We start from the raw sequence: 23545 nt of genomic DNA, 5'->3' as shown, positions 1-23545 counted from the left end.
AATTTAAACTTTTTGACACCGGTATCACGTCATATTAATTGTATAAATTATGAAACATAGCTACAGACTTGAAAAAAAAACAGTTAGAATAATACGTTGTGTGTTATTAACCCCATGCTTTACGCAAAGCTCATCAGCAAAAGATATAATAACAATATGAAAGTCACCATAAATGATGTTGCACGCCTAGCCGGCGTATCAATGAAAACAGTATCTCGTGTTATGAACAACGAGCCTTCTGTTAGAAAAAAAACCTCCGATAAGGTTATGGCAGCTGTTAAAGAATTAAACTACAAGCCGAACTTAGCGGCGCGTAGTTTAGCAGGCACCAAGTCATTTGCTATCGGCTTCGTTTATAGCAACCCGAATGCTTATTATGTCATTGATATGCAAAATGGTATTTTATCTCGCTGTAAAGAAGAAGGTTACGAACTACTTATTCACCCCTGCAGCAGTACCGACGAACATGTGCTAGAAGAAATTCAAACCATGATCGAGCGCTCGCGTTTATCGGGATTAGTATTAACGCCACCGCTGTCTGAGCGTCAAGATGTTACAGATTTACTTGATTCTATCGGCATTAACTATGTGCGCATATTATCGGGCCGCGAACCAAGCGAAAAAGAAAGTAAGCCTAACGCCATTTTCGTAAATGACCACGATGCTGCATATCAAATTACCGAGCATTTAATTTCGCTCGGCCACAAGCACATTGCATTTATTACCGGTGAAGAAGAACACAAATCAACACTTGAGCGCTTAGCGGGCTACAAAGCCGCATTGTCTGCTCATAATATTACGCTAAACGATGCGTTGATATTTCCGGGTAAGTACTCGTTTGAATCCGGTGTTGAAGGCGCTAAAGCACTGATGGCGAATAACGAAAAAGTCACCGCTATTTTTGCCTGTAACGATGAAATCGCGGCGGGTGCATTATTCGCGTCGCGTTTGATGGATATTAAGATTCCTGAGCAACTGTCTATTACTGGATTTGAGGATTCACCCTTCTCAAAACAAACATGGCCAAAATTAACAACGGCTCATCAGTCTAACCAAGATATTGCTACGCAAGCAGCGAAGCTACTATTTGCAAACAGCCGTCCAACTAAAATTAAAGAAGAAAAAATGGCAATTTGTTTTACACCTGAATTAGTTGTGAGGGATTCAACCGGTAATGCGCTGTAACGACAATCCATTTAAATTATAAAAAAAGCAGCTTTAAGCTGCTTTTTTTATACCAATTCTGTTAAGAATGTAGTCAGAGTTTGTGCTGATAAATAAATCATCACGGAGCAAAACTTTTCTTATGCGGTTGCTCTACATTGATAAATTCAAACACTGTTAGCATTAAACTTAACCCGCTAGGATGACCTGCTATGTAAGTGAATTCTATTCGTGCTGTTATCCACTGCTAAATAAAGGCAACGCCACCAGAGAGATTATTTAACTTAGTAAAGTTAAGGCTAGTAAGTAGCTCACAACAGGCTTTAGAGCGACGACCACTGCGACACACCAACACATAATGTTTGTCTTTTACCAGCTGTCCTGAAGCAAACTCATTTAGCAAACGGTGACTTGGAATATTCGTCACCATATCGCGTGGGACCTTTAAATAGTCACTCAGCTCACCTTCTTGATGTTCATAATGCTCGCGAATATCAATGATGCCATCCAATTTATTAGCGGCTAATTGTGCTTTAAGCTCTGTACTGTTTATTTCAGTAACGGCGTTAGGTGCGTTTAATGTTAATGCAAGCTTTAACTGACTACCTTGATGAGTAAATAGAACTGCGCGATCACACAGTTCAACATTAAACTCAGGCATTACTTTATCTGTTGCTAAATCAACGAATTGACTGTCTAAAAATACGTCTACGTAGTCAGATTTATCGCTAATAATATGGGTGATCTTCAACCCTTGCTTAGTTGCTAAACGTTTAACCTTGTTTATCTCAGAAAAGATAGGGTTAATTAGTAAAGTATCAAGTGATTGGTTGACAATAAGGTACATAATATCGCCATCGACCACATATTGGTTAATACCAACCGCACACGGTGTTTCTTTGGTATAACTCGTTAACATACATGCATTTGCGAGCTTATCTTTAAGCGCCATAATGCGCTCACACGCACTGTTAATTTCATCTTCACTTGCCATTGGGCCAAACGATAGGCGAATTGCGTTCTCACTTTGCCATGGCGCTAGATTCATCGCATCGAGTACAAAGCTACTCGCAGCACCTGAACTACAAGCAGAGCCTGCACTCACTCGAATGCCAGCAGCATCAAATAAATTCATTACTTCGCTGCCTGCAATGTTAGCAACACTAAAGTTAATTGTGGTTGGAACCGATACTGAAAAGTCGTTATTAAAAACGATTTCTTCAAATGTATGTGACAATGCGTTTGCTAACTTATCACGGTAACTCGCCAACACATCTGCCGATTTAAACGGGCTTGCTTCGCCCCTTTGCATTAATTCAAATAACTTTTTTAAACCTGCTATGCCTGGCAAATTCTCGGTACCTGAACGCGCGCCACTTTCTTGCCCACCACCTGCAATAAAAGGTGTCAGTGGCGCATCTTCACTTAAATATAAAAAGCCAATACCTTTAGGTGCATACAGCTTGTGACCAGAAAACGGCGCATAATTGATGCTTGTTTGGTCAAGATTCAATTTTTGTTTACCTAAACCTTGTACACAATCCACCATCCAAAACACATTTGGATTGTTATCACGGATCACTTTATCTAATGTTGCGATGTCTTGTGTTGCACCTGTTTCATTGTTTACTATCATGGTACAAATTAGCAGAGCATTTTTGCTGTGCTCTGCAATAAACTGATGATCGAGCAAGCCTTTTTTATCAACTGGAATTGCTAATATTTCAGCGTTAATTTCAAGTAACTCATTCCAATGCTTTAGCGTATTTGGCACGGCTTTGTGCTCTGTTGCACCATAAAGCAATACTGGCTTTTCGATGGTGTGATTTTTTGCAGCAACCAATGCAGATACAACCGACGTTTGGATCCCCTCTGTTGCACCCGAGGTAAATAGCAACCTTCCCTTTTCAGCGCCAATTAATCGTTTGCCTAATTGGCGTGTGTCTTCCATTAAACGCTTGGCTTTTAACCCGGTAATGTGAGATGACGACGGGTTACCAAACTCCACTTCCATACAGTGCATCACGTCCTGAGCGATTTCACTGTAAACCGGTGTTGTTGCATTGGCGTCTAAATAAATTAAAGATTGGCTCATGGTTACGGCTTTATTACTTTATGGAATATCTTATAACATTATTTCAAATATCGATCAGAAAGGCTAATAACATTTCGTTTTGACCTAACGGCTTTTTATAAAGCTTTTACCACAAACAAAAAAGGCCACTGTATAAGTGGCCTTTAATAATTATTAAAAACAGCTTAGCTGAGCACAGTTGTTAAGATCACCAATAACAGTAATAACGCTAATATGAGTGATATTGGCGACAATATGCGAATGAGCGTCAGTGCAAACGGGTGCTTAATATTTGGGTATAAATTGCTGCGCTTTAATGACAAGGCAAAAGCAAATGCACCAAGTGACACTAGCGTTGTCGCAATGCTGATTTCTGTTTTAATAGTAATTGAGTCTGAAAAAATCAGAAAAATCTGTAACGGCAAAATAAAACACACTAATGCATGTAACAAATGCACATGCTGGATCAGTTTTAATTGCCCTTCTTCACTCAATTCTTTAATACCAAACTTGTGTTCGAAGTGCTTTATCACTTCAGGCAGCTCTAGTTCAACCGCTAAGCGATATGGTGTAAGGCCATCGCTGTCTTTTTGATGATAATTTACGCCACCGTTAAGCGCTTTACTAATAATATCCAAACTGCGAGCTCGCACCGCAAAATGCAGCAAGTTATTACCTTTTAAGTCGCATTCACTTGCACGTTCTTTGCTTAGCAAAGCATCAAATACATTTGCAAAGCCTTGCTTAGCTGACCAAATTAAGGCAGTTAAACCATCTTCATCAGTGATCTGCCCTTTTGCCCCCTGCTCGATAAATCGCATACATAAGCTTTGTTTAGCATCAGGCTGTGAAATATGAGATAGCAGCGCGCGCTCTAACAAACGGTTATCAACTTCGCCATCAGAGAGTGCAAGCAACAAATCAAAAAAGTCTTCGCCTTGACGCAATCTATCGGCGATTTCTTCTGCCAATACATTGGTATCGCCAGTTACATTACTTTTAATAAAGGGTAAGGCAACTTCACGAAAATCATCATCCGCCCAAATCGCTAACACATCGTCGTGTGATAACGGCATGCCGAGGTTTAAAAACTGCTGAAACAACTTAAAGAAACGCAAGTGCATACACAGTGAGGTAAGTGTTAGCTCACTTTGCATTGCAACCTGATTGCCAATCGCTGCGTATTGGTCGATTCGTGATAACAAGAGTTCGCTTATTGCTTCTTTGCTGTTGAGTTGCAGATGTAAATGCGCAATAGCCGATTCAATATACTGCTGAGCATTATCATCGTATTCAAATATATGCTGATAGAAACATTGCTCAAATGGCTCTGCCGGCTTTAACCACAATAAATAATACAGTGGTGGTAGCACGCTGGTGCTGATCCCTTGCGCGTCTTTGGTCTCTTCGCATTTCGGCCAAGCTTCAAGGGCATCCAAAATAAATGCGCCATTTTGCTCTAACAAACCTTTTAATAAAAGTGGATAAGCCTCAGGCCAAACTAATACTCGCTCAAGTGACAACGCAGTGCTCCAGAATAAAATGTAATTACGCGAAACGCGCTAATAGTAACAACTATTTAATTGATGAAAAAGAACTTATTAAGTTCCATTTACTGGGTTAAAATTAAAGAAATTCACAACTTTTAGGCAAATCTATGAGCATCTGGGCCACAATCTTAATAATCGCAATTGTGCTTGGCGTGATTTGGAGCAATATCGCTTTACTAAAGCATTCCGCAAAAATGGATATGAAAAACTTTAATCAAGATCCGATAGAAAAAGCTCGCCGCTCATTAGAAGAAAAACAGCGAGCCGAAAAAGATCAAGAAAATTAACCTACTAGCCAATGTCCCATTAAGGCGATTACCGGTAGCGTTACTAATGTACGTAAAATAAAAATCATAAATAACTCAAAGATATTTACTGGAATTTTGCTACCTAGTAACAGTGCACCCACTTCAGACATGTAAATCAACTGGGTTACACTCATTGCCGCAACCACAAAACGCGTCAGTTCACTGTTAATATTTTGCGCCGCCAAAATTGATGGAATAAACATGTCGGCAAAGCCAACAACCACAGTTTGCGCAGCCTTTTCAGCTTCCGGAATTTGCATCAGTTCAAACAGTGGAATAAACGGTGTGCCTAACCATTGAAATACTGGCGTATATTCAGCAATCACAAGAGCAATCGTACCGATCGCCATAACGACTGGCAGTACCGCAAACACCATATCAACGGCATTTTTTAAACCATCAATAAGCGTTTCTTTAATTGTTTGTGCATGACGTGCTTTATCAAGTGCTACATCAAGTGAATGTTTAAACAAGGTTTTCCCTTCAGGTAATGCCTCTGGATTACCTTTTACTTCTTCACCATCAATGTATATGTCTTTTTTGAATCTAAGTGGTGGCAAGCGCGGAACAATCAGTGCAGCGGCAATACCCGCCATACAAACAGTAAGGTAAAACGGTGCAAATAAATGCGCCAATTTTACTTGACCAATAACCACCAAACAAAAGGTAATTGAAACCGCCGAGAAAGTTGTACCAATAATCGCCGCTTCACGCTGTGTATAATGTTTTTCTTCATACTGCTTCGCAGTCATTAAAATACCCACACTGCCGTCACCTAACCAAGAGGCAACACAGTTAACGGCACTGCGACCCGGTACACCAAAAAGTGGACGCATTACTTTAGTCAGTAACGTACCGACTAATTCAAGCAAACCGAAATTAAGCAATAAAGGCAGTAATAAACCAGCTAAAATAAATACCGAAAATAGAATTGGCATCAACTCGTGCAGTACCAAGCCACCAACTGCGTCTGAGTGAATCTCAATTTTGGTATCACCAATCGAAAACGTACCGACTTTTAAGTACGCCATTAGCACAAAAATAGCGCCTAACGTACGTGCCACAAGCCAAATCGGGCTAACAATCAGTAAGTGACGAACAAAGCTACCCGCTTTTAAAAACTTTGGTTTAAATAGCGTAGCTAAGCCCGATATTACTGCCATTGACACAATTACCGATGTCACAATAAGCGTAATTGAGTGTGCTAACGCGCCTTTTAATTCCTTAGCCAATATCGCTATGGGGATAGTGAATTCGCCACCATAGTTAATCGGTGTCATAAATAAAAACACGCCTATTAATGACGGAATAAGGAAAATCATTATGGTCGCAAAATTACTGCGTGGTGCAGTCGATTGATTAGCTTCCAAACTCATACTTGTTACCTTTAAAGTGATAGCGGTAAATTGATTTGCATATCTTTGCCAACAAAATGCATAACCATTTACTTATTTGCTATTTTAATCGCTACTTTTCTATCGTTTAAAAGCAAAAAAGAGCCGAGGGCTCTTTTTTGCTAATCCAATTTTATAAATTATTGAACGGTTACACCGCGCTCTTTTAGCATGGCTAAAATAACTTGTAGTGTATCGCTTAACGTGCCCGGCTCTAATGTTTCACCCTCAGCATCAAGCCAAGTAATTGATGTGCCACCGGTCTTCGTTTCAGCAACCAATAATTGATACTGACCTGCTTCAAGTGGCAGTTTACGAACGTCATCACCCCAAATTGAATCCCAAACGCTTTCATCTGGTGTTTCGTACGTGGCGAAAATTAAGTTACGAGATTGCTCGATTTCATCAATATTGAAACCAACGCGCTCTAAGAAGCTTGGGAAGCGCTCAAAAATAGCACGTGCTTTTTGCTCAGTTACAAACGCCGCGTTACCTTTGTCATCAAAACCCATTTGCAACGATACAATGCCGCGAGCTTTGTTTAATTCAACCATTAACTGTCGGTAGTTAAAGTCAAACTGACCAATAAATTCATTTAGCGCCGCCACTTCTAAACGCTGCTGCAGTACCGCTGTCAACTCGTCGTATTTCGATTCAAAATCAACTAATTCAACCTTTACCGATGCGGTACGTTTATGCTCTTCAGTTTCAACGATAAACTTAAATTTTTGACGGCTTAATTCGCGCTCTTCTTCCCACCACCAAACATCAATTGGTTCTTCAATTGTATGCCAGTTAGTCACTACGAAATTGTCAGCTTTATTTTCTGTGGTAACTTGGCGCTCAACGAATAAATCGTCAATCGCTTGCCAAATAAAACTTTCTAAATCTTGAATACCTTCGTTTTTATCGAAGAAAATGCGCGACTCTTTATCACCTTCGTTAATCCATGAACCTTGTGCAAAAGTAAGCACTTGAGCCGGTGCTTTTACCAGATATAACGCACTTTCTTCAGCTGATGTATATTGTGCCGAGTCAAGATCGTAGGCAGGATCTTTGTATGGTTTTGTCAGGTTACCTGGCACTTTAAGTTCATCATTAACACGGTAATTGCGTTTATGATGCGAATCATTGGTGAAAACAGAACAAGCAGTAATCGCCATTGAGATAGCGACAACCAATGAATTTCGGATCCAATACTGCACAAATTTCTCCTTGGTGTGCTCTTTATTATTTGCTTGATTTGACGCAGCACACACTGTTTGGTTCATAATATTATTCTCAAAATTGCCGCCTATGTTACTTTTACTAAGGACCAAACACAAGAAACCACCACCCTATCTTTAGTTTATTCTTAACAATTCGCTATAATTTTCACCACATCATATATTTACATGGTTGAACCCATTTAAATTTGCTAAAATTCGCGGCCACGTTATTAACCCATTGAGACTAAAAATGACGTTAAACACTGGAAATCAACTTGTTGTTACTGCCATCGGTGAAGATCGCCCAGGCATAGTGAGTGAGCTTACCAAGCTAGTAAGTGAAACTAATTGCAATATTATTGATAGCCGCATTGCCATTTTAGGCAATGAATTCACCTTTATAATGTTGCTTGAAGGCGATATTTCTGCCATTAGTCGTGTTGAATATAATATTCCGACAAAAAGCGTTGAGCTTGGTTTATTAACCATGATGAAACGCACCAGCCAACATCAGGAAAAACAGTATAAAGCAGGTTATAAACTCACCTACCACGGCCCTGATACGCCGGGCACACTAAGCAAAGTGACGCAATTAATGGCTGACTACCAAGTAAATATTGCAGCACTTAAATCCGATAGTGTAGAACAAGATGGTGATGTGGTAATGCGCTCGGAAATTGACATTAATTTCTCGCGTGACGTGGATGAAGCTGAATTTAAACATCAACTTGAGATCATTTTTTCAAAGTCTAACGTAGAACACATTTTAAAACGGATTCGATAGGAAATTATAATATGAATACGCTTCAAGCTGGCGATAAAGCACCGCTATTCTCACTTGCCGATCAAAACGGTGACACAGTAGAACTTGCAGAATTATTAAAAGAAAACAAAGTACTTGTTTATTTTTACCCTAAAGCATCTACACCGGGCTGTACAGTACAAGCTGAAAATCTGCGCGATCATAAAGCGGAACTTGCAGCGCTTAATACCGTTGCGGTTGGCATTAGCCCAGATCCAGTAAAACGCCTTAAGAACTTCGAAACCAAAAAAGAGCTTAACTTCCCGCTGTTATCTGACGAAGACCACGCCATTGCCGATGCATTTGGTGTGTGGGGTTTAAAAAAGTTTATGGGTAAAGAGTATGACGGCATTCACCGTTTGTCTTTCCTTATTGGACAAGATGGTACAATTGAACATTTCTTTAATAAATTTAAAACCAAAGATCACCACCAAGTGGTTATCGATTACTTAAAAGAAAATGCTTAATTAAGAAAAACATTCTTAATTAAAAAAAGCGCCAATTGGCGCTTTTTTTATATCTACAATTCAGTTAAGTACCGAATTACTTTTTTGGTGCACGGCGTTTATTGCCCGGCGTCACACGTTGATTATGCTTTTTAACCGCTTTACGGATTTTGTTAATCTTAGCGCGGCGATCTTTACGCTTCTCAGGCATTACCGATAGTTTTGTTTCGGTTTCGCGGCGCATTCCTACCGTTTGACGTAAGTAGTTCACATCTTTTAGGTTTAGCTCTTCCCAACCACCTTGCGGTAAACGTTTATTTAGTAATAAGTCACCATAGCGCACACGAATTAGGCGTGATACTTCCACTTCCTGTGATTGCCATAAACGACGTACTTCTCGGTTACGGCCTTCGGTTAAGGTAACGTTAAACCAGTTGTTTAAACCGCTTCCGCCTTGTGGCACTACCGATAAGAACTTAGCAAAGCCATCGTCTAACTCAACGCCATTTGTCACATTTTTCAGCGTTTGATCCGTTACTTCACCGAATACACGTACTGCGTATTCACGTTCCACTTCATAACTTGGGTGCATTAAGCGGTTCGCAAGTTCACCATCGTTAGTAAACAGTAGTAAGCCTGATGTGTTGATATCTAAACGGCCAATGGCAATCCAGCGATCATTTTCAAGCGGTGGTAAACGGTCAAATACGGTGCGACGACCTTCAGGATCTTTACGTGTACACAGCTCACCTTCAGGCTTGTGGTACATTAAAATACGACAAACACGTTCGTTTGACGCTTCAACCTTAACAACATGTCCGTCAAGGCGGATACGCTGTGTTGGCTCGACACGGTCACCTAAACGGGCAACTTTGCCATCAATACTAACACGACCCGATTCAATAAATTTTTCACATTCACGACGTGAACCTTTACCAGCACGTGCTAATACTTTTTGTAACTTTTCGCTCATTATTTTCTCATGTAACTTCGCAGCTAGGAATTGTTGGCTATTCTAGCACAGAGCTAATCAAGTTGCGCAGGCTCACTGAGGATTTGTGAGATTTTTTCGTCTTGCGCTACTGGTAATGGCGGTAATTCATTCAATGAAGACAATGAGAAGTGATCTAAGAATTGTTTGGTGGTGCCATAAAGCGCCGGTTTGCCCGGTACTTCTTTATAGCCAACCACTTTGACCCAATTGTGCTCTAGCATTGTTTTAATAGTTTGGCTGCTTACGGTAACGCCGCGCACTTGCTCTATTTCACCACGGGTAATTGGCTGACGATACGCAATTAAACTTAATGTTTCTAAAAATGCACGGGAATATTTAGGGGCTTTTTCTTGCCATAGTTTATTAAGCCACGGCGATAAACTGCTGCATGCTTGAAACCGATAACCTGATCCCACTTTTACTAACCGCACACCGCGCGTCGCGTAGTGCGCCATAATGGCATCGATAGCGCTTTGAATACGCTTTAGGGATATAGAGAAGTCACTTAATACGGTGTCTCGCAGCTTGTCTTTGGTTAATGGCGTATTCGCAACAAAAATTGCCGCTTCAATCAATTCAATTAACTGCTCATCAGAAAGTCGCTTCGCCATAATACCTATTTCGTTTTTTATTTTAGTTTAAGGTAGATGAGCGAGTTTATATCGCTTTGCTGAACCACAATCAAGCTTTCCTTCACCAGCTCTAAAATGGCGATAAAACTTACCACTACAGCCGCTTTGCCTTCAACGTGTTCAAACGCCTGAGAGAATGGCAAAAAGCCATCATTTTCTGTTAAAAGCGATAAAATATGTGACATTCGCGCTCGGGTTGAAAGCACTTCGGCACTAACTTGATGATGGGTTAACGTTTGCGCTCGCGCCATTACATCACTAAGTGCCAGCAATAACTCTTTCACACAGAGGTCAGGCAGTTCAACACCTTGCGACTGTGTTTCATCTAACAGCGCATGGGCAATATAAATATCGCGTTCTACTCGTGGTAACGCATCTAGGTTTTCGGCTGCTTTTCTAAATTGTTCGTATTCTTGTAAGCGCTTAATCAGCAGTGCCCGAGGATCATCTTCCTCTTCTTCCAGCTCTTTATGTACCGGTAATAATAAGCGAGATTTAATTTGAGCAAGTAACGCCGCCATCACTAAGTATTCAGCGGCAAGCTCTAACTTAAACTCTTTCATCATCTCAACATATTGCATATATTGCCCAGTGATTTTGGCAATCGAAACATCAAGAATATCGAGTTTGTGCTTTTTAATTAGATACAGCAATAAATCAAGCGGACCTTCAAATGCTTCCAGTGCCACTTCAAGTGCATCGGGCGGAATATAAAGATCTTCAGGTTTATCAGTTACCGCTTTGCCATGTAAAAAGCCAAGCGGTAATTTTTGCTGCTGCATTTCGCTCATGGGCGCTGTTTAAACTCTGGATACTTATTCAAATGGTGCTGGGTCGCCTGCACCCACACGAATAATCTCTACCGTGTCTTCCGAAAAATCTACCACAGTGGTTGGCTGCTCAGACAAATAGCCACCGTGAATAATTAAATCCACTTGTTTTTCTAATTGAAAACGAATTTCTTCTGGATCCGCCTCAGCAAATTGTTCACCCGGTAAAATTAACGAACATGACATTAACGGCTCACCCAACTCCGCCAAAATCGCTTGAGTAATAATGTGATCAGGCACGCGAATACCAATGGTTTTCTTTTTCTCATTAAGCAAGCGACGTGGCACTTCTTTAGTACCTTTGAAAATAAAGGTGTATTGCCCTGGCGTATTATTTTTAATTAAGCGAAACAAACTGTTATCTACACGGGCGTAAGTGGCAAGTTCCGATAAATCACGGCAAACAAGGGTAAAGTTATGGTGTTTTTCTAAACCACGAATACGCGCAATACGCTCCATTGCATTTTTATTACCTATGCTACAGCCGATTGCATAACCTGAATCGGTTGGAAACACAATTACCTTGCCTTGCTGGATCATATCAACCGCTTGACGCACTAAACGCGCCTGTGGGTTTTCTGGATGAATATGAAAAAATTGACTCATTGGATATCCTTAATTTAATTCTTGTTCTTTGGCAATCGCCCAATCCTGCCAAATTGGCACACTGGCTTTAGGTAAGTATAAGTTCTTTCCAAGTTCTAACCAGTTGGTTGCAAAATGAAAATCTGAACCTTGCGACGAAAGCAGCTGATATTCTTCAGCAAGCTGGGCTAAAAACTGACGATCACTCGGTGCTTGTTGTGGCAGCGCCACTTCAATGCCATCGCCACCAGCATGTTTAAATTCTTCAAGCAAACGGCGCAACCATTTATTGGATAATTTATAACGACTTGGATGTGCTAATACCGCTTGACCACCTGCAGCTTTAATTGCCTTCACGGCAGTGGCAACATCACACCATTCGCTGGTTACATATCCCGGTTTACCGCGCACTAAAAATTTTTTAAACACCCCTTGTAAAGTGTTTGCTGCCCCTTGCGCTTGAATTACTTGAGCAAAATGAGCGCGGGTAAGCTGGCCTTTGTTGGCTAACGCTTTTGCTTGTTCTAATACGTTTTCAAACCCGCGTTTTTCGAGCTTTTCAGCCATTTTTTCTGCGCGTGTTGCGCGTTTTCCTGTTTGCTCAGCAATCAAGCATGCCAAAGTGCTATTTTCAACATCAATGTTTAAACCAACAATATGAATTTCAAAGCTTTCCCACTTAGTTGAAAACTCGATGCCCTTAACAAGTGTCAGCGGTAACGCATTTTTGTCGATATGTTGCTGTGCAATTGGCAGCGCCTTAACGGTATCGTGATCGGTAATCGCTAATATATCAACGCCTTTTTCAACGGCGCGTTCAACTAAGTCTTCTGGGGATAGCTTGCCATCGGAATAATACGTATGGCTGTGTAGGTCAAATTTCATAAATATGGTTTTCGTTTGTATTGCGTGTAATCATACCAAATTCAGTGGCTAATTACTCTTGCTGATTTGTTTGCTTTCATTTGGGAAATTAATATTTGCGAATAAAGGTCTTTATCTGTTTAAACTCGATTAATAATAAACAGTGCCGCTTTAATTTATGAAAATACTGCTAATTACCCTACTTTCACTTATCGCCTTTGCTGGAAACTCTATTCTTTGCCGAATAGCCCTTGGGCAAGGGCAAATTGACGCCGCAAGCTTCACCTCAATTCGTTTATTCTCAGGTGCGATAACGCTTTTTATTCTTTACGCCCTTTTTCATAAAAATAAACAAACAGCGAGCAAAGGTTCATGGCTTGGCGCCGTTTATTTGTTTATTTACGCCATAACCTTTTCCTATGCCTATATTTCACTTGAAACCGCTATTGGGGCACTTGTGCTCTTTTCATCGGTGCAATTTAGCATGCTTGCTTATACCTTTTTTTCAGGTACCAAAATTTATCCTATCGAATGGTGCGGCGCGCTAATTGCGTTTATTGGTTTTAGCTACTTGGTGCTGCCTGATATTTCATCACCTTCACTGACTGGTTTTGTGCTTATGATGATTTCGGGTATGGCGTGGGCGGGCTATACCTTAGCTGGCAAAAACTCATCTAATCCCCTTGCCGATACCGCCTTTAATTTTATGCGCACCTTACCTTTTATAACGTTACTAAGCTTGATGACACTCAACTCAACTAATGCCTCAACCACAGGGATTTTACTCGCTGTGATAGCTGGCAGTGTGACATCAGGTATTGGTTACGCCATTTGGTATGTTGCACTAAAACACTTAACCTCAGTGCAAGCAGCTGTATCGCAGCTCTCGGTACCTATTATTGCCGGTATTGGTGGCTTTTTATTTTTATCCGAGCCTATCAGTGAACGACTAGCAATTTCTGGAGCTATTATTCTAATCGGAATTTTGCTGGTTGTGCTTGGTAAAAAGCCACTAAAACCCTGATTTTATAACTGTTTAAACACTGCTTATAACCAATAAACACTAACAAATCCGATTAGTTATAAAAAATGGCGGTTTTGTGTTGACTCATGTATACAATCTGGGGTTTACTATGGCTGAAACATTTTAGGAATCGTTTAAATGCAATTAGTAACTTCACAAATCAAAACAGTATGGTGGTGGCACTCGTAATCGCGGGTGGGAATAATTGTATCTAAACTATTCTTAAAACCCGCACAATGTGCGGGTTTTTTTATGTCTAATTTGAGGTGAATAATGAGTAATAACAAACAACTAATCCAATGGTGGTGGTTCCTGTAATTAACGCGGGAGGATTTTGTTTGTCTATTATTCAGCCCGCCTTCTAAGCGGGCTTTTTTGTATAAGGAATGAGGCGTGATATTTAGTCATATATCAACCGAGGTCGGTAAAGTTACCAGCATTTCGCTGGCGCGGGACTACATTGAAAGTCCACTAGCACTTTACAGCGCGGTATGTAACAACCCGACTAACTTTAATAGCTTATTGTTAGAATCAGCGGAAATTGATTCAAAAGATAATGTAAAGAGTTTAATTTTAGCCGATGCTGCTATTCGTATTGAATGTAATGGTGACACGGTAACGTTTGATGCAAAAAGCAATAACGGCAAACAGCTACTACCCCATTTAGCTGGCTTTTTTAAAGATCACAACGTTGAACTTGCAAATTCAAGCCTAAGCATTGTGTTTGAACGCGATACCAGTTTGATGGATGAAGCGAGTCGCTTAGTGGCTGACAATGCATTTACCGCATTAAGACAATGTATCAATAATATTGAAAGCACCACAGAATCTCATTTTGCAGTATTTTTAGGCGGCACTTTTGCCTACGATATGGTTGCCAACTTTGAGTCACTTCCAGACGTACCAAACGGCGATAACACAACCCCTGATTTTGTTTTTTATCTTGCAGAAACACTGATTGTTATTGACCATCAAGCAAATACCACAGAACTTATTGGCAATGTATTTAGCGGTCCCGACGCACACGCCAACTGTTTTGAAGTAGGCCAAAAACTTGAAGCACTTAATAAGCTGTGTGACGATTTACCAGCTTATAATGCCCCAACCTTTCCGGGCGCTGTAAGTGAAAGTGTTGATATTGACGACGCAACCTTTTGTCAACAAGTCGAAACCCTTAAAAAACACATTGTCGATGGCGACATTTTCCAAGTCGTGCCGTCTCGCTGTTTTTCATTACCATGTGCTGACTCACTTGCAGCATATCATCAGCTTAAAACACAAAACCCAAGCCCTTACATGTTTTACATGAAAGATGAAAACTTTGTGTTATTTGGTGCATCACCCGAATCTGCGCTTAAATATTGCCAAAGCACCAATCAAGTAGAGGTCTACCCAATTGCCGGTACGCGTGCCCGTGGTAAAAATGTTGATGGCAGCATTAACTTTGACCTTGATAGCAAAATTGAACTAGATTTGCGCGATGATAAAAAAGAGCGCGCCGAGCACATTATGCTAGTTGATTTAGCGCGTAACGACATTGCCCGCATTTCAACACCGGGTTCGCGCTACGTAAAAGAATTATTAAAAGTTGACCGCTACTCGCAAGTGATGCATTTAGTATCGCGCGTGGTAGGTCAATTAAAACCTGAGCTGGATGCACTGCATGCCTACCAAGCGTGTATGAATATGGGCACCTTGGTTGGCTCACCAAAAGTAAAAGCGGCCGAGCTGGTGCGTATTACCGAAGGTAAACGCCGTGGCAGCTACGGTGGTGCTGTGGGTTATTTAACTGGTGATGGTGCGATGGACAGCTGCATTGTTATTCGTAGTGCCTTTGTTAAAGATAATATGGCTTACGTGCAAGCAGGTGCAGGCGTAGTTTATGACTCAGTGCCACAACTAGAAGCAAACGAAACTCGCCAAAAAGCACAAGCGGTTATTCGTGCAATTAAGTCTATCTACCAAGGAGAAGCCTAATGGCGCAGGCAAAAATTTACTTTATCGATAATTTTGATTCGTTTAGCTACAACTTGGTGGATGAATTTGAGCAATTGGGCTTTGAACTGGTGGTTTATCGTAACCATGTTCCGGCCGACACCATTTTAAGCAAAATGGCTGAGGAAACTTGCCCTGTAACATTAGTACTTTCACCTGGCCCTGGCACCCCAAAACAAGCGGGCAATTTAATTGAGCTTATCAATAAAGCGAAAGGCCGCTACCCTATGCTGGGTATTTGTTTAGGCCACCAAGCAATTGTGGAGTGTTACGGTGGTGTGGTTGGTCACGCAGGTGAAACAGTGCATGGCAAATCATCACTTATAGAACTTAAAGAGCACGCAGTATTTAGTGGCTTACATTCGCAAATACCAGTGGCGCGTTACCATTCACTCATGGCAACCGAAGTACCAGATAGCCTTGATGTCATTGCCAGCTACGACACAATTCCTATGGCAATTATTCAAGAGCAAGATAAAGTAATTGGGTTTCAGTTTCACCCAGAATCAATTTTAACGCCAAATGGCTCACAGCTGTTAAAGCAAAGCCTAGCTTATTTAGCCAATGTGGAGGGCGCATAATGCAACCACTTGTTAATCTCTTAATCGAACAACAAGATTTAACGTTTGAACAGAGCAGCGAGTTTTTTAATCTTGTAATGACAGGTCAAGTTAGCGAAATCGAGCTTACCGCAGCGTTAACCGCGCTTAAAATTAAAGGCGAAACCGACAACGAAATTGCAGGTGCTGCAAAAGCCATGCGCGATAATGCAGTGACATTTACTAACCCAAGTGCCATAAGCTTTGATTCATGTGGCACCGGTGGTGATGGTGCCAATTCAATTAACGTGTCAACTACTGCTGCCATTGTTGCCGCGAGCATGGGCGTTAATATGGTAAAACACGGCAACCGCAGTGTTTCAAGTAAATCGGGCTCGTCTGACTTACTTAATGCCCTTGGCATCAATATTAATATGAGTGTGGCACAAGCAGAAAACTGCCTAGCAAAAACCCATTTTACCTTTTTATTTGCACCGCTTTACCATGCAGGTGTGAAATACGCGATGCCAGTGCGTACCGCACTTAAAACACGCACCTTATTTAATATTTTAGGGCCGTTGGCAAACCCTGCAAAACCAAGCCATCAACTGCTTGGGGTTTATACCCCTGAATTACTTCGCCCGATGGCGCAAACACTTAAACTACTTGGCTGTAAGCGGGTTATGGTGGTCCACGGTGCAGGTACCGATGAAATTGCCCTACACGGTGAAACACAGGTTGCCGAGCTAAAAGACGGTGAAATTATTGAGTACACTCTACAACCGCAAGATTTTGGCCTTGATAACTATGCCCTATCAGATATTGAAGGTGGCGAGCCTGATTATAACGCGGCGGCAAGCCTTGCGATTTTAAAAGGTGAAGGCAAGCCTGCGCACAATGCAGCGATTGCCGCAAATGTTGCAGCCGTGCTTGTAATGCAAGGCGACTACAGCAACTTTAAAGACGCAACACAGGCGGTACAAAACCACCTGGCAAGTGGCGCAGCGTTTTCACATTTATCACGCATTATCGAGGTGTCTCATGGCTAATGTATTAGAAAAAATTGTTGCCGATAAACGCATTGAGCTTGGATCGCGTAAAGCCAATAAGCCACTTGAAAGCTTTATTGATGAGGTGGTACCAACCGAGCGTGATTTTTACGGCGAACTAGCAAAACCCGGCACTAACTTTATTTTAGAGTGTAAAAAAGCCTCGCCATCCAAAGGGCTTATTCGTGATGATTTTAATCTTGATGAAATTACCGGTGCTTACAAGCATTACGCTGCGTGCATTAGTGTACTGACTGACGAGAAATACTTTCAAGGCAGTTTTGATTACTTAACTAAAGTACGTTCATTGGTGAATCAACCGCTTATTTGTAAAGATTTCTTCATTGATGAGTACCAAGTGTATTTAGCACGCCTGCACGGTGGAGATGCAATTTTACTGATGCTAAGTGTGCTTAATGATGATGAGTACTCCGCGCTTGCAAAGGTGGCAAAATCGCTCAATATGGAAATTTTGACCGAAGTGAGTAACGAAGAAGAAGTACACCGCGCATTAACACTCGACGCTGAGATTATTGGTATTAATAACCGTAATCTGCGTGATTTAAGTACCGACCTTGCCACTACAGAAACCCTTCGTGCGTTAATCCCTGCAGGGAAAGTGGTTATTTCAGAATCGGGCATTTACACTCACGCTGATGTAAAACGCTTAAAATCTCTGTGTAACGGCTTTTTAGTTGGCAGCTCACTGATGGCTGAACAGAACCTTGATTTGGCCTGTCGTAAGCTGATTCTAGGTGAAAATAAAGTGTGCGGTTTGACGCGCTCACAAGATGCGATTGCCGCATATAATGCGGGCGCGGTATTTGGTGGCCTGATTTTTTATGCAAAATCGCCACGTTACGTTGATATTGACTGTGCAAAACCAATTGCCGATAGCTGCGATTTAGGCTTTGTTGGCGTATTTGTAAACGAAACGATTGACACCATTGTACATATTGCCGTTGAGCTAAAACTGGTTGCAGTACAGTTACATGGCGATGAAGACGAAACCTATATTGCTACGCTTAAAAAGGCGCTACCAGCGAGCGTGCAAGTATGGAAAGCCGTTGCGGTAAGCGATGTGATTGAACATAAGAGCCAAGGGGCTGATCGCTATTTATTTGATACCAAAGTGGGCAACCAAAGCGGTGGTACGGGGCAAACCTTTAATTGGGATGTGCTGATTAACGAACGCAACTATATGCTCGCAGGCGGCTTAAATAACGACAATATTATTGATGCGCTTGCAACCCAAGCCATTGGCCTTGATTTAAATTCGGGCATTGAAACAAGCCCAGGTAAAAAATGTCATCAACAAATTAATTCTGTGTTTTCTAAGATAAAGGAATCTTGAGGTGGAAAATAAAAACCCAGCCTATTTCGGCGATTTTGGCGGCATGTACGTACCAGAACTTCTGGTACCCGCCTTAAAACAACTTGAAAGTGAATTTAATAAAGCAAAGAACGACCCTAGCTTTCATGCAGAGTTTGAAAAGCTGCTTAATGAATATGCCGGTCGCCCTACGCCACTGACGCTTACACGCAATTTAGTGAAAAACCCTAAGGTAAAACTTTACCTTAAACGTGAAGATTTACTGCACGGTGGCGCACATAAAACCAACCAAGTGTTAGGTCAGGCATTACTAACAAAACGTATGGGCAAAAAAGAAGTCATTGCTGAAACCGGTGCTGGTCAGCACGGTGTAGCAACCGCCCTAGCTTGTGCACTACTTGGCTTAAAATGCCGCGTTTACATGGGTGCAAAAGACGTAGAACGCCAGCAACCAAACGTATTTAGAATGAAACTAATGGGCGCAGAAGTCATTCCTGTTACCGCAGGTTCTGGCACATTAAAAGATGCGGTTAACGAAGCAATGCGCGACTGGTCAGCAAACTACGATACGGCACACTACTTACTTGGTACAGCAGCAGGCCCGCACCCGTTCCCAACACTTGTACGCGACTTCCAAAAAATGATTGGTGAAGAAGCAAAACAACAAGTACTTGATACAGAAGGCCGCCTACCAGATTATGTGATTGCCTGTGTTGGTGGTGGCTCTAACGCAATTGGTATGTTTAATGACTTTATTGGCGATGAAAGTGTAAAACTGGTTGGCGTTGAGCCAGCAGGTAAAGGCCTTGATACTGACGAGCATGGCGCGGCAATTTGTAAAGGCACAAAAGGCATTTTGCACGGTGCATACACCTTTATTATGCAAGACAGCAACGGCCAAATCGAAGAGTCTTACTCGGTATCTGCAGGTCTTGATTACCCAGCGGTTGGCCCTCAGCATGCACACCTTGCTGAAACAGGCCGTGCCCAATATGTTGGCATTAGTGATGATGAGGCTTTAGAAGCATTCCAGCTACTTGCGAAAAACGAAGGGATTATTCCGGCGCTTGAATCAAGCCATGCCCTTGCTTACGCATTAAAGCTGGCTGAAGAAAAAAGTGAAGAAACCATTATTGTAGTGAATTTAAGTGGCCGTGGTGACAAAGATTTAGCGCACGTGCATACAGTGTTAAATCAAGGAGGCAAACTATGAGCCGCTATCAACAAGCATTTCACGCATTAAATGAAGTTAACCAAGGTGCATTTGTGCCATTTGTTACCATTGGCGACCCAAACAAAGAATTAAGCTTTGAGATTATTAAACGCTTAATTGACGGCGGCGCTGATGCGCTGGAGCTAGGTATTGCATTCTCAGATCCAATCGCTGATGGCCCGGTGATTCAGGCGGCCAATATTCGCGCGCTCGAAAATAAAATCACCACAGCTGAGAGCTTTGAAATAATTCGTAAAGTACGTGAGTACAACGCGGATATTCCAATTGGCTTACTGCTTTATTCAAACCTAGTGTTAGCACAGGGCATTGATAACTTTTATCGCACAGCAAAAGAAGTGGGCGTTGATTCAATTTTAGTTGCTGATGTGCCGCTGCATATGTCAAAAATGTTTAGACAAGCTGCCATGCAAGCAGAGATAGAGCCTATCTTTATTGCCACGCCAAATGCTGATGACGATACACTTCGCCAATGCGCATCTTACGGCCGTGGTTATACCTATTTGCTCTCGCGCGCAGGTGTTACGGGTACCGAAACCAAAGCGCAAATGCCTGCAGATTCAATGATCAAAAAGTTATTAAATTTTAACGCAGCACCTGCGCTTCTGGGTTTTGGTATTTCAACCCCTGAAGATGTAAAAGCGGCAATTGCCTCAGGTGCCGCAGGTGCCATTTCAGGCTCTGCAGTAGTTAAGATTATCGAGAATAACCTTGAATCACCTGAAACTATGCTAAGCGAGCTTGAAAGCTTTGTACGTAATATGAAAGCCGCAACGCAAAAATAATTGTGTATAAACAATACAAAGGGCGCCAAGCGCCCTTTTTTTAAACCCAAACTCTGGTGTTTCATATTAACTCTGGTGTAAGGTAAATATTCAGCATAATTTAAGAGGTAAACAATGCTCGCATTATTTGAATATGCTCCCCTGATCTTATTTTTCATTCTTTATAAAACCATGGATATTTTTTGGGCGACGTCGGTACTTATTGGTGCGTCAGTTCTGCAAATAGCCTACTACTTCTTTATCGAGAAAAAAGTCGCTACCAAACATTGGGGACTCTTTGCTTTAGCGGTTGGTCTTGGCTCACTCACTATTCTTTTCCAAGATGAGCAGTTTATTAAGTGGAAAGCAACCGTGGTCTATGCAGGCTTTGCGACCATTTTATTAGCATCGCGTTATTTCTTTAACAAGAACCTAATGGCAAAAATGTTAGGCTCAATCTTGGCTTCAACTAATGATACAGGCCAGAAAATTGAAGTGCCTGAGCCACTTTGGGATAAAATAAACTTATTTTGGAGTACGTTTTTATACCTAATCGCCGCTGTTAATATTTATGTTGCCTATGCATTTTCACTGGATTTTTGGGTTAACTTCAAAGTGTTCGGCATTACCGCTGCCACTTTCGTTGCGCTAATTGTAACTATCGTTATGCTTTATCAATATTTGCCTGACGATGAAGAACAAAAAAGCGAATAACGGTAACAAGCCTTAACGTGATTTAAATATAAAAAGGAGCGATAACCGCTCCTTTTTAGTAAATCCGTGTTTTGACGTTCAAGATTTAATGCTTTCCGATCGCTACTCAGCCTTGAGCCCTGCTCCTCAAATAATGCCTCAACCCCTTACCATATAATTATCAGCTAGCAAAATACCGATTGTTTAACTTATTTATTGCTTAGAAACTTTCTACTTACACTTCATATAAAGCGAAAGTTACAAATATCACCCATTATGTTTTGATAATTAGGAAAATCTATTAAATCGTTCTAGTATTAAATTGAACATTTAATGACCTGTTGTGTTGTTCTCAAGGAGCTATAACGAGATAAACAGGCCCAAAGAAAACTAAAATCCGGCCACTTAAAGTGGTTAGAACAATAATATTAGTCGAGGCTTAAATGGAAACAGATAACAAACAAGAACCTGAATACGAAATAAAAAACGAGAACCTATTTAAAACACTGCTGTGTTTACCGATTGGTATTGGCTTTGCCGTATTTATGATAAGTGCATTTAATAATTCAGGCTTCAATGTAGGTACTTTTTTACTCTTTGTACTTACCATGTACTTTACCCTAAGCGGCATCGCCTACGCCGCGTTTTACACCAATGAAAAGTTTGATTGCAAACCGCATTAAACGACTATAACTTTCTACAATATATTTAAAGGGCGCTTATAAGCGCCTTTTTTATAACAATATTTATTACCCACACCACCATCCACACATAACCAGTTTATTTATCTTACACTCTGATTTAAGATGAGTTTTTTAAAAAGCGAAATCAAAGATTAAAAACACCTATCTTACAAGATCCATAACTTTGTTAGGTATCCCTAATAAGTTGTTAAGTGCTAAAAGGAGCATCATGGCACGAAGTAAATCTGACATATCAAATAGCGCCATCAGAATATTCTTACAAGACGTTGGTAAATTTTATGATGAGGCCAGAGGCTTTGAGCCATTCGGTCCAAAAGTAGCTCAAAAAGATGAGTTGTTAGAGTTTTTTAATTACCAATGTTGCTTTTGTGGTGCATCCATTGATCGCAAGTCCTTGTCCCAGGATCATTTAATCCCAATGAACAAATCTTCGCTTGGCCTACACGCATGGGGAAATGTGGTTCCATGCTGTGCTCCTTGCAACAATGAAAAGCAACAAAGACCTTGGTTGGAGTTCATTATTGCAAAAGCTGGCAAAGAAGCTGCTGCCCGTACACAGCGCATAAATGAATTCGTTGCATCTAAAAATTATGATCCCACGCTAAACTTACACGAGTACGCTGATAACTTGTATGAGGATGTAGGACAAGTAGCTATGACGCTTATAAATTTAAGGTACAAACAGGCACAAAGTGGCATTAAAAAGCTTCTTGGGTAAAGCATTTAAAAAATAGGTCAACCCGAACCCCAATGCGTTGCTTACTGCTTAATGCGACATTATATATTCTGGAGAATTTACTAATTTGAACGAAAATTATAAGTATGCAGCCCATATTATTGCTTGGCTTGAAAGGCTTGGTATACCTGAAATTCTTTTGGCAAAAAATGCTTTCTTACAACTTAAAGAGTATTGGGTTGAACATAAAGAGTTTAACCTTGAACAGTTAAGAGACTGCTTGTGGTCTTGGGTTGACTGTAACGATGGTTACAACACATCTGTATCAGAAGTAGCAAAAATGAGAATTCTTTTTTGCTTAGCTTATGAAGATAATCGAGAATTAGAAAATGTCGGTTATTTTGAGGAAATATTAATAAGTCTGGGCGTCTCACAGCAAGAGGCATACAAGCGCACATAATATCCATTTTAAAAGGCATCATTTAAAGGCTGCATTTAAAATTCACACACATCTTTCCCCTTAATCAAACCTGAAAACATTATTTAAATGAATAATGCGAGACAGGGAGCGAAGCGGTCGAGCAAGCTATGTATGAATGGGTGAATAGCGTCTAGAGACGAACGAAGTTCGGCTAGCTATGAACGCGATAAAAGGATTTAGAGCTGGATAGCGTACAGGGACGTTT

Annotated in this window: 24 protein-coding genes; 15 read left to right on the top strand and 9 right to left on the bottom strand. The window is 41.1% G+C overall.

The window, feature by feature from the left end:
- Positions 1-156 precede the first annotated feature (156 nt).
- A complete protein-coding gene (locus ACHSBP_RS03910; RefSeq protein WP_395388183.1) occupies positions 157-1185 on the top strand; it encodes a LacI family DNA-binding transcriptional regulator in 1029 nt (342 codons plus the stop codon).
- Positions 1186-1411: 226 nt separating this feature from the next.
- Here ACHSBP_RS03910 and ACHSBP_RS03905 read toward each other — a convergent pair whose 3' ends face one another.
- Both ACHSBP_RS03905 and ACHSBP_RS03900 read right to left on the bottom strand, forming a co-directional pair.
- Positions 1412-3259: an aminotransferase class V-fold PLP-dependent enzyme gene (locus ACHSBP_RS03905; RefSeq protein WP_395388182.1), complete on the bottom strand. Its 1848-nt coding sequence runs from the start codon at positions 3257-3259 to the stop codon at positions 1412-1414.
- Positions 3260-3423: 164 nt separating this feature from the next.
- Entirely contained in the window at positions 3424-4761 is a 1338-nt protein-coding gene (locus ACHSBP_RS03900) for an ankyrin repeat domain-containing protein (RefSeq protein WP_395388181.1), read from the bottom strand.
- A 134-nt stretch (positions 4762-4895) separates the two neighbouring features.
- On the opposite strand from ACHSBP_RS03900, the gene ACHSBP_RS03895 reads away from it, so the two are divergent.
- Positions 4896-5075 carry a DUF2897 family protein gene (locus ACHSBP_RS03895; RefSeq protein ID WP_010560328.1) on the top strand — a complete coding sequence of 60 codons (180 nt, stop codon included), beginning with the start codon at positions 4896-4898 and terminating at the stop codon, positions 5073-5075.
- Here the strand turns inward: ACHSBP_RS03895 and ACHSBP_RS03890 are convergent.
- Complete coding sequence (locus ACHSBP_RS03890; protein WP_010560329.1) at positions 5072-6472, bottom strand: YjiH family protein; 1401 nt, start codon at positions 6470-6472, stop codon at positions 5072-5074. The two genes, ACHSBP_RS03895 and ACHSBP_RS03890, sit on opposite strands and share 4 nt — an antisense overlap.
- A 158-nt stretch (positions 6473-6630) precedes the next feature.
- On the bottom strand, positions 6631-7761 hold the full coding sequence (gene bamC, locus ACHSBP_RS03885; RefSeq protein WP_010560330.1) for an outer membrane protein assembly factor BamC: 1131 nt from the start codon (positions 7759-7761) through the stop codon (positions 6631-6633).
- A gap of 187 nt (positions 7762-7948) precedes the next feature.
- Here bamC and ACHSBP_RS03880 point away from each other — a divergent pair, with 187 nt between their 5' ends.
- Both ACHSBP_RS03880 and bcp read left to right on the top strand, forming a co-directional pair.
- Positions 7949-8482 (top strand): glycine cleavage system protein R, encoded by a 534-nt coding sequence (locus ACHSBP_RS03880; RefSeq protein ID WP_010560331.1) that lies wholly within the window; start codon positions 7949-7951, stop codon positions 8480-8482.
- An 11-nt stretch (positions 8483-8493) separates the two neighbouring features.
- Positions 8494-8967 carry a thioredoxin-dependent thiol peroxidase gene (bcp, locus tag ACHSBP_RS03875; protein WP_010560332.1) on the top strand — a complete coding sequence of 158 codons (474 nt, stop codon included), beginning with the start codon at positions 8494-8496 and terminating at the stop codon, positions 8965-8967.
- 76 nt (positions 8968-9043) lie between these two features.
- Here the strand turns inward: bcp and rluB are convergent, their stop codons facing one another.
- The 5 genes from rluB to ACHSBP_RS03850 are packed head-to-tail and all read right to left on the bottom strand — an operon-like array spanning position 9044 to position 12872.
- A complete protein-coding gene (gene rluB / locus ACHSBP_RS03870) occupies positions 9044-9919 on the bottom strand; it encodes a 23S rRNA pseudouridine(2605) synthase RluB (protein ID WP_010560333.1) in 876 nt (291 codons plus the stop codon).
- Between the two features lie 53 nt (positions 9920-9972).
- Positions 9973-10551 carry an SMC-Scp complex subunit ScpB gene (scpB, locus tag ACHSBP_RS03865; RefSeq protein WP_054979477.1) on the bottom strand — a complete coding sequence of 193 codons (579 nt, stop codon included), beginning with the start codon at positions 10549-10551 and terminating at the stop codon, positions 9973-9975.
- Between the two features lie 17 nt (positions 10552-10568).
- A complete protein-coding gene (locus ACHSBP_RS03860; RefSeq protein ID WP_010560335.1) occupies positions 10569-11363 on the bottom strand; it encodes a ScpA family protein in 795 nt (264 codons plus the stop codon).
- 24 nt (positions 11364-11387) lie between these two features.
- Positions 11388-12008, bottom strand: coding sequence for an L-threonylcarbamoyladenylate synthase (locus ACHSBP_RS03855; protein ID WP_010560336.1), 621 nt, complete (start codon positions 12006-12008; stop codon positions 11388-11390).
- Between the two features lie 9 nt (positions 12009-12017).
- The gene (locus ACHSBP_RS03850) at positions 12018-12872 is read right to left on the bottom strand and encodes a PHP domain-containing protein (protein WP_010560337.1); all 855 of its coding nucleotides are present in this window, start codon (positions 12870-12872) and stop codon (positions 12018-12020) included.
- Between the two features lie 157 nt (positions 12873-13029).
- Between ACHSBP_RS03850 and ACHSBP_RS03845 the strand changes: the two genes are divergently transcribed.
- The 11 genes from ACHSBP_RS03845 to ACHSBP_RS03795 all read left to right on the top strand — a co-directional run bounded on the left by ACHSBP_RS03845 (position 13030) and on the right by ACHSBP_RS03795 (position 23319).
- Positions 13030-13875, top strand: coding sequence for a DMT family transporter (locus tag ACHSBP_RS03845; RefSeq protein WP_010560338.1), 846 nt, complete (start codon positions 13030-13032; stop codon positions 13873-13875).
- 393 nt (positions 13876-14268) lie between these two features.
- Positions 14269-15852 carry an anthranilate synthase component 1 gene (locus tag ACHSBP_RS03840; RefSeq protein WP_010560339.1) on the top strand — a complete coding sequence of 528 codons (1584 nt, stop codon included), beginning with the start codon at positions 14269-14271 and terminating at the stop codon, positions 15850-15852.
- A complete protein-coding gene (locus tag ACHSBP_RS03835; protein WP_010560340.1) occupies positions 15852-16451 on the top strand; it encodes an aminodeoxychorismate/anthranilate synthase component II in 600 nt (199 codons plus the stop codon). The genes ACHSBP_RS03840 and ACHSBP_RS03835 overlap by 1 nt, the downstream gene beginning before the upstream one ends.
- On the top strand, positions 16451-17458 hold the full coding sequence (trpD, locus tag ACHSBP_RS03830; protein WP_395388180.1) for an anthranilate phosphoribosyltransferase: 1008 nt from the start codon (positions 16451-16453) through the stop codon (positions 17456-17458). Before ACHSBP_RS03835 ends, trpD begins: the two co-directional genes overlap by 1 nt.
- A complete protein-coding gene (trpCF, locus tag ACHSBP_RS03825; RefSeq protein WP_395388179.1) occupies positions 17451-18812 on the top strand; it encodes a bifunctional indole-3-glycerol-phosphate synthase TrpC/phosphoribosylanthranilate isomerase TrpF in 1362 nt (453 codons plus the stop codon). Before trpD ends, trpCF begins: the two co-directional genes overlap by 8 nt.
- 1 nt (position 18813) lies before the next feature.
- Complete coding sequence (gene trpB, locus ACHSBP_RS03820; protein ID WP_010560343.1) at positions 18814-20004, top strand: tryptophan synthase subunit beta; 1191 nt, start codon at positions 18814-18816, stop codon at positions 20002-20004.
- Positions 20001-20807, top strand: a complete 807-nt coding sequence (gene trpA / locus ACHSBP_RS03815; RefSeq protein ID WP_010560344.1) for a tryptophan synthase subunit alpha — start codon at positions 20001-20003, stop codon at positions 20805-20807. Before trpB ends, trpA begins: the two co-directional genes overlap by 4 nt.
- A gap of 114 nt (positions 20808-20921) precedes the next feature.
- Positions 20922-21500, top strand: coding sequence for an inner membrane-spanning protein YciB (locus ACHSBP_RS03810; RefSeq protein WP_010560345.1), 579 nt, complete (start codon positions 20922-20924; stop codon positions 21498-21500).
- 422 nt (positions 21501-21922) lie between these two features.
- The gene (locus tag ACHSBP_RS03805) at positions 21923-22162 is read left to right on the top strand and encodes a hypothetical protein (protein WP_010560346.1); all 240 of its coding nucleotides are present in this window, start codon (positions 21923-21925) and stop codon (positions 22160-22162) included.
- A 229-nt stretch (positions 22163-22391) separates the two neighbouring features.
- Positions 22392-22901 carry an HNH endonuclease gene (locus ACHSBP_RS03800; protein WP_010560347.1) on the top strand — a complete coding sequence of 170 codons (510 nt, stop codon included), beginning with the start codon at positions 22392-22394 and terminating at the stop codon, positions 22899-22901.
- An 85-nt stretch (positions 22902-22986) separates the two neighbouring features.
- Positions 22987-23319, top strand: coding sequence for a hypothetical protein (locus ACHSBP_RS03795; protein WP_010560348.1), 333 nt, complete (start codon positions 22987-22989; stop codon positions 23317-23319).
- Positions 23320-23545: the final 226 nt, after the last annotated feature.

It is taken from the genome of Pseudoalteromonas sp. XMcav1-K (assembly GCF_044005875.1).
Lineage (GTDB): Bacteria > Pseudomonadota > Gammaproteobacteria > Enterobacterales > Alteromonadaceae > Pseudoalteromonas > Pseudoalteromonas spongiae.
Note: the sequence above shows the minus strand (reverse complement) of the source record. Positions and strands in the feature narration are given on the sequence as shown.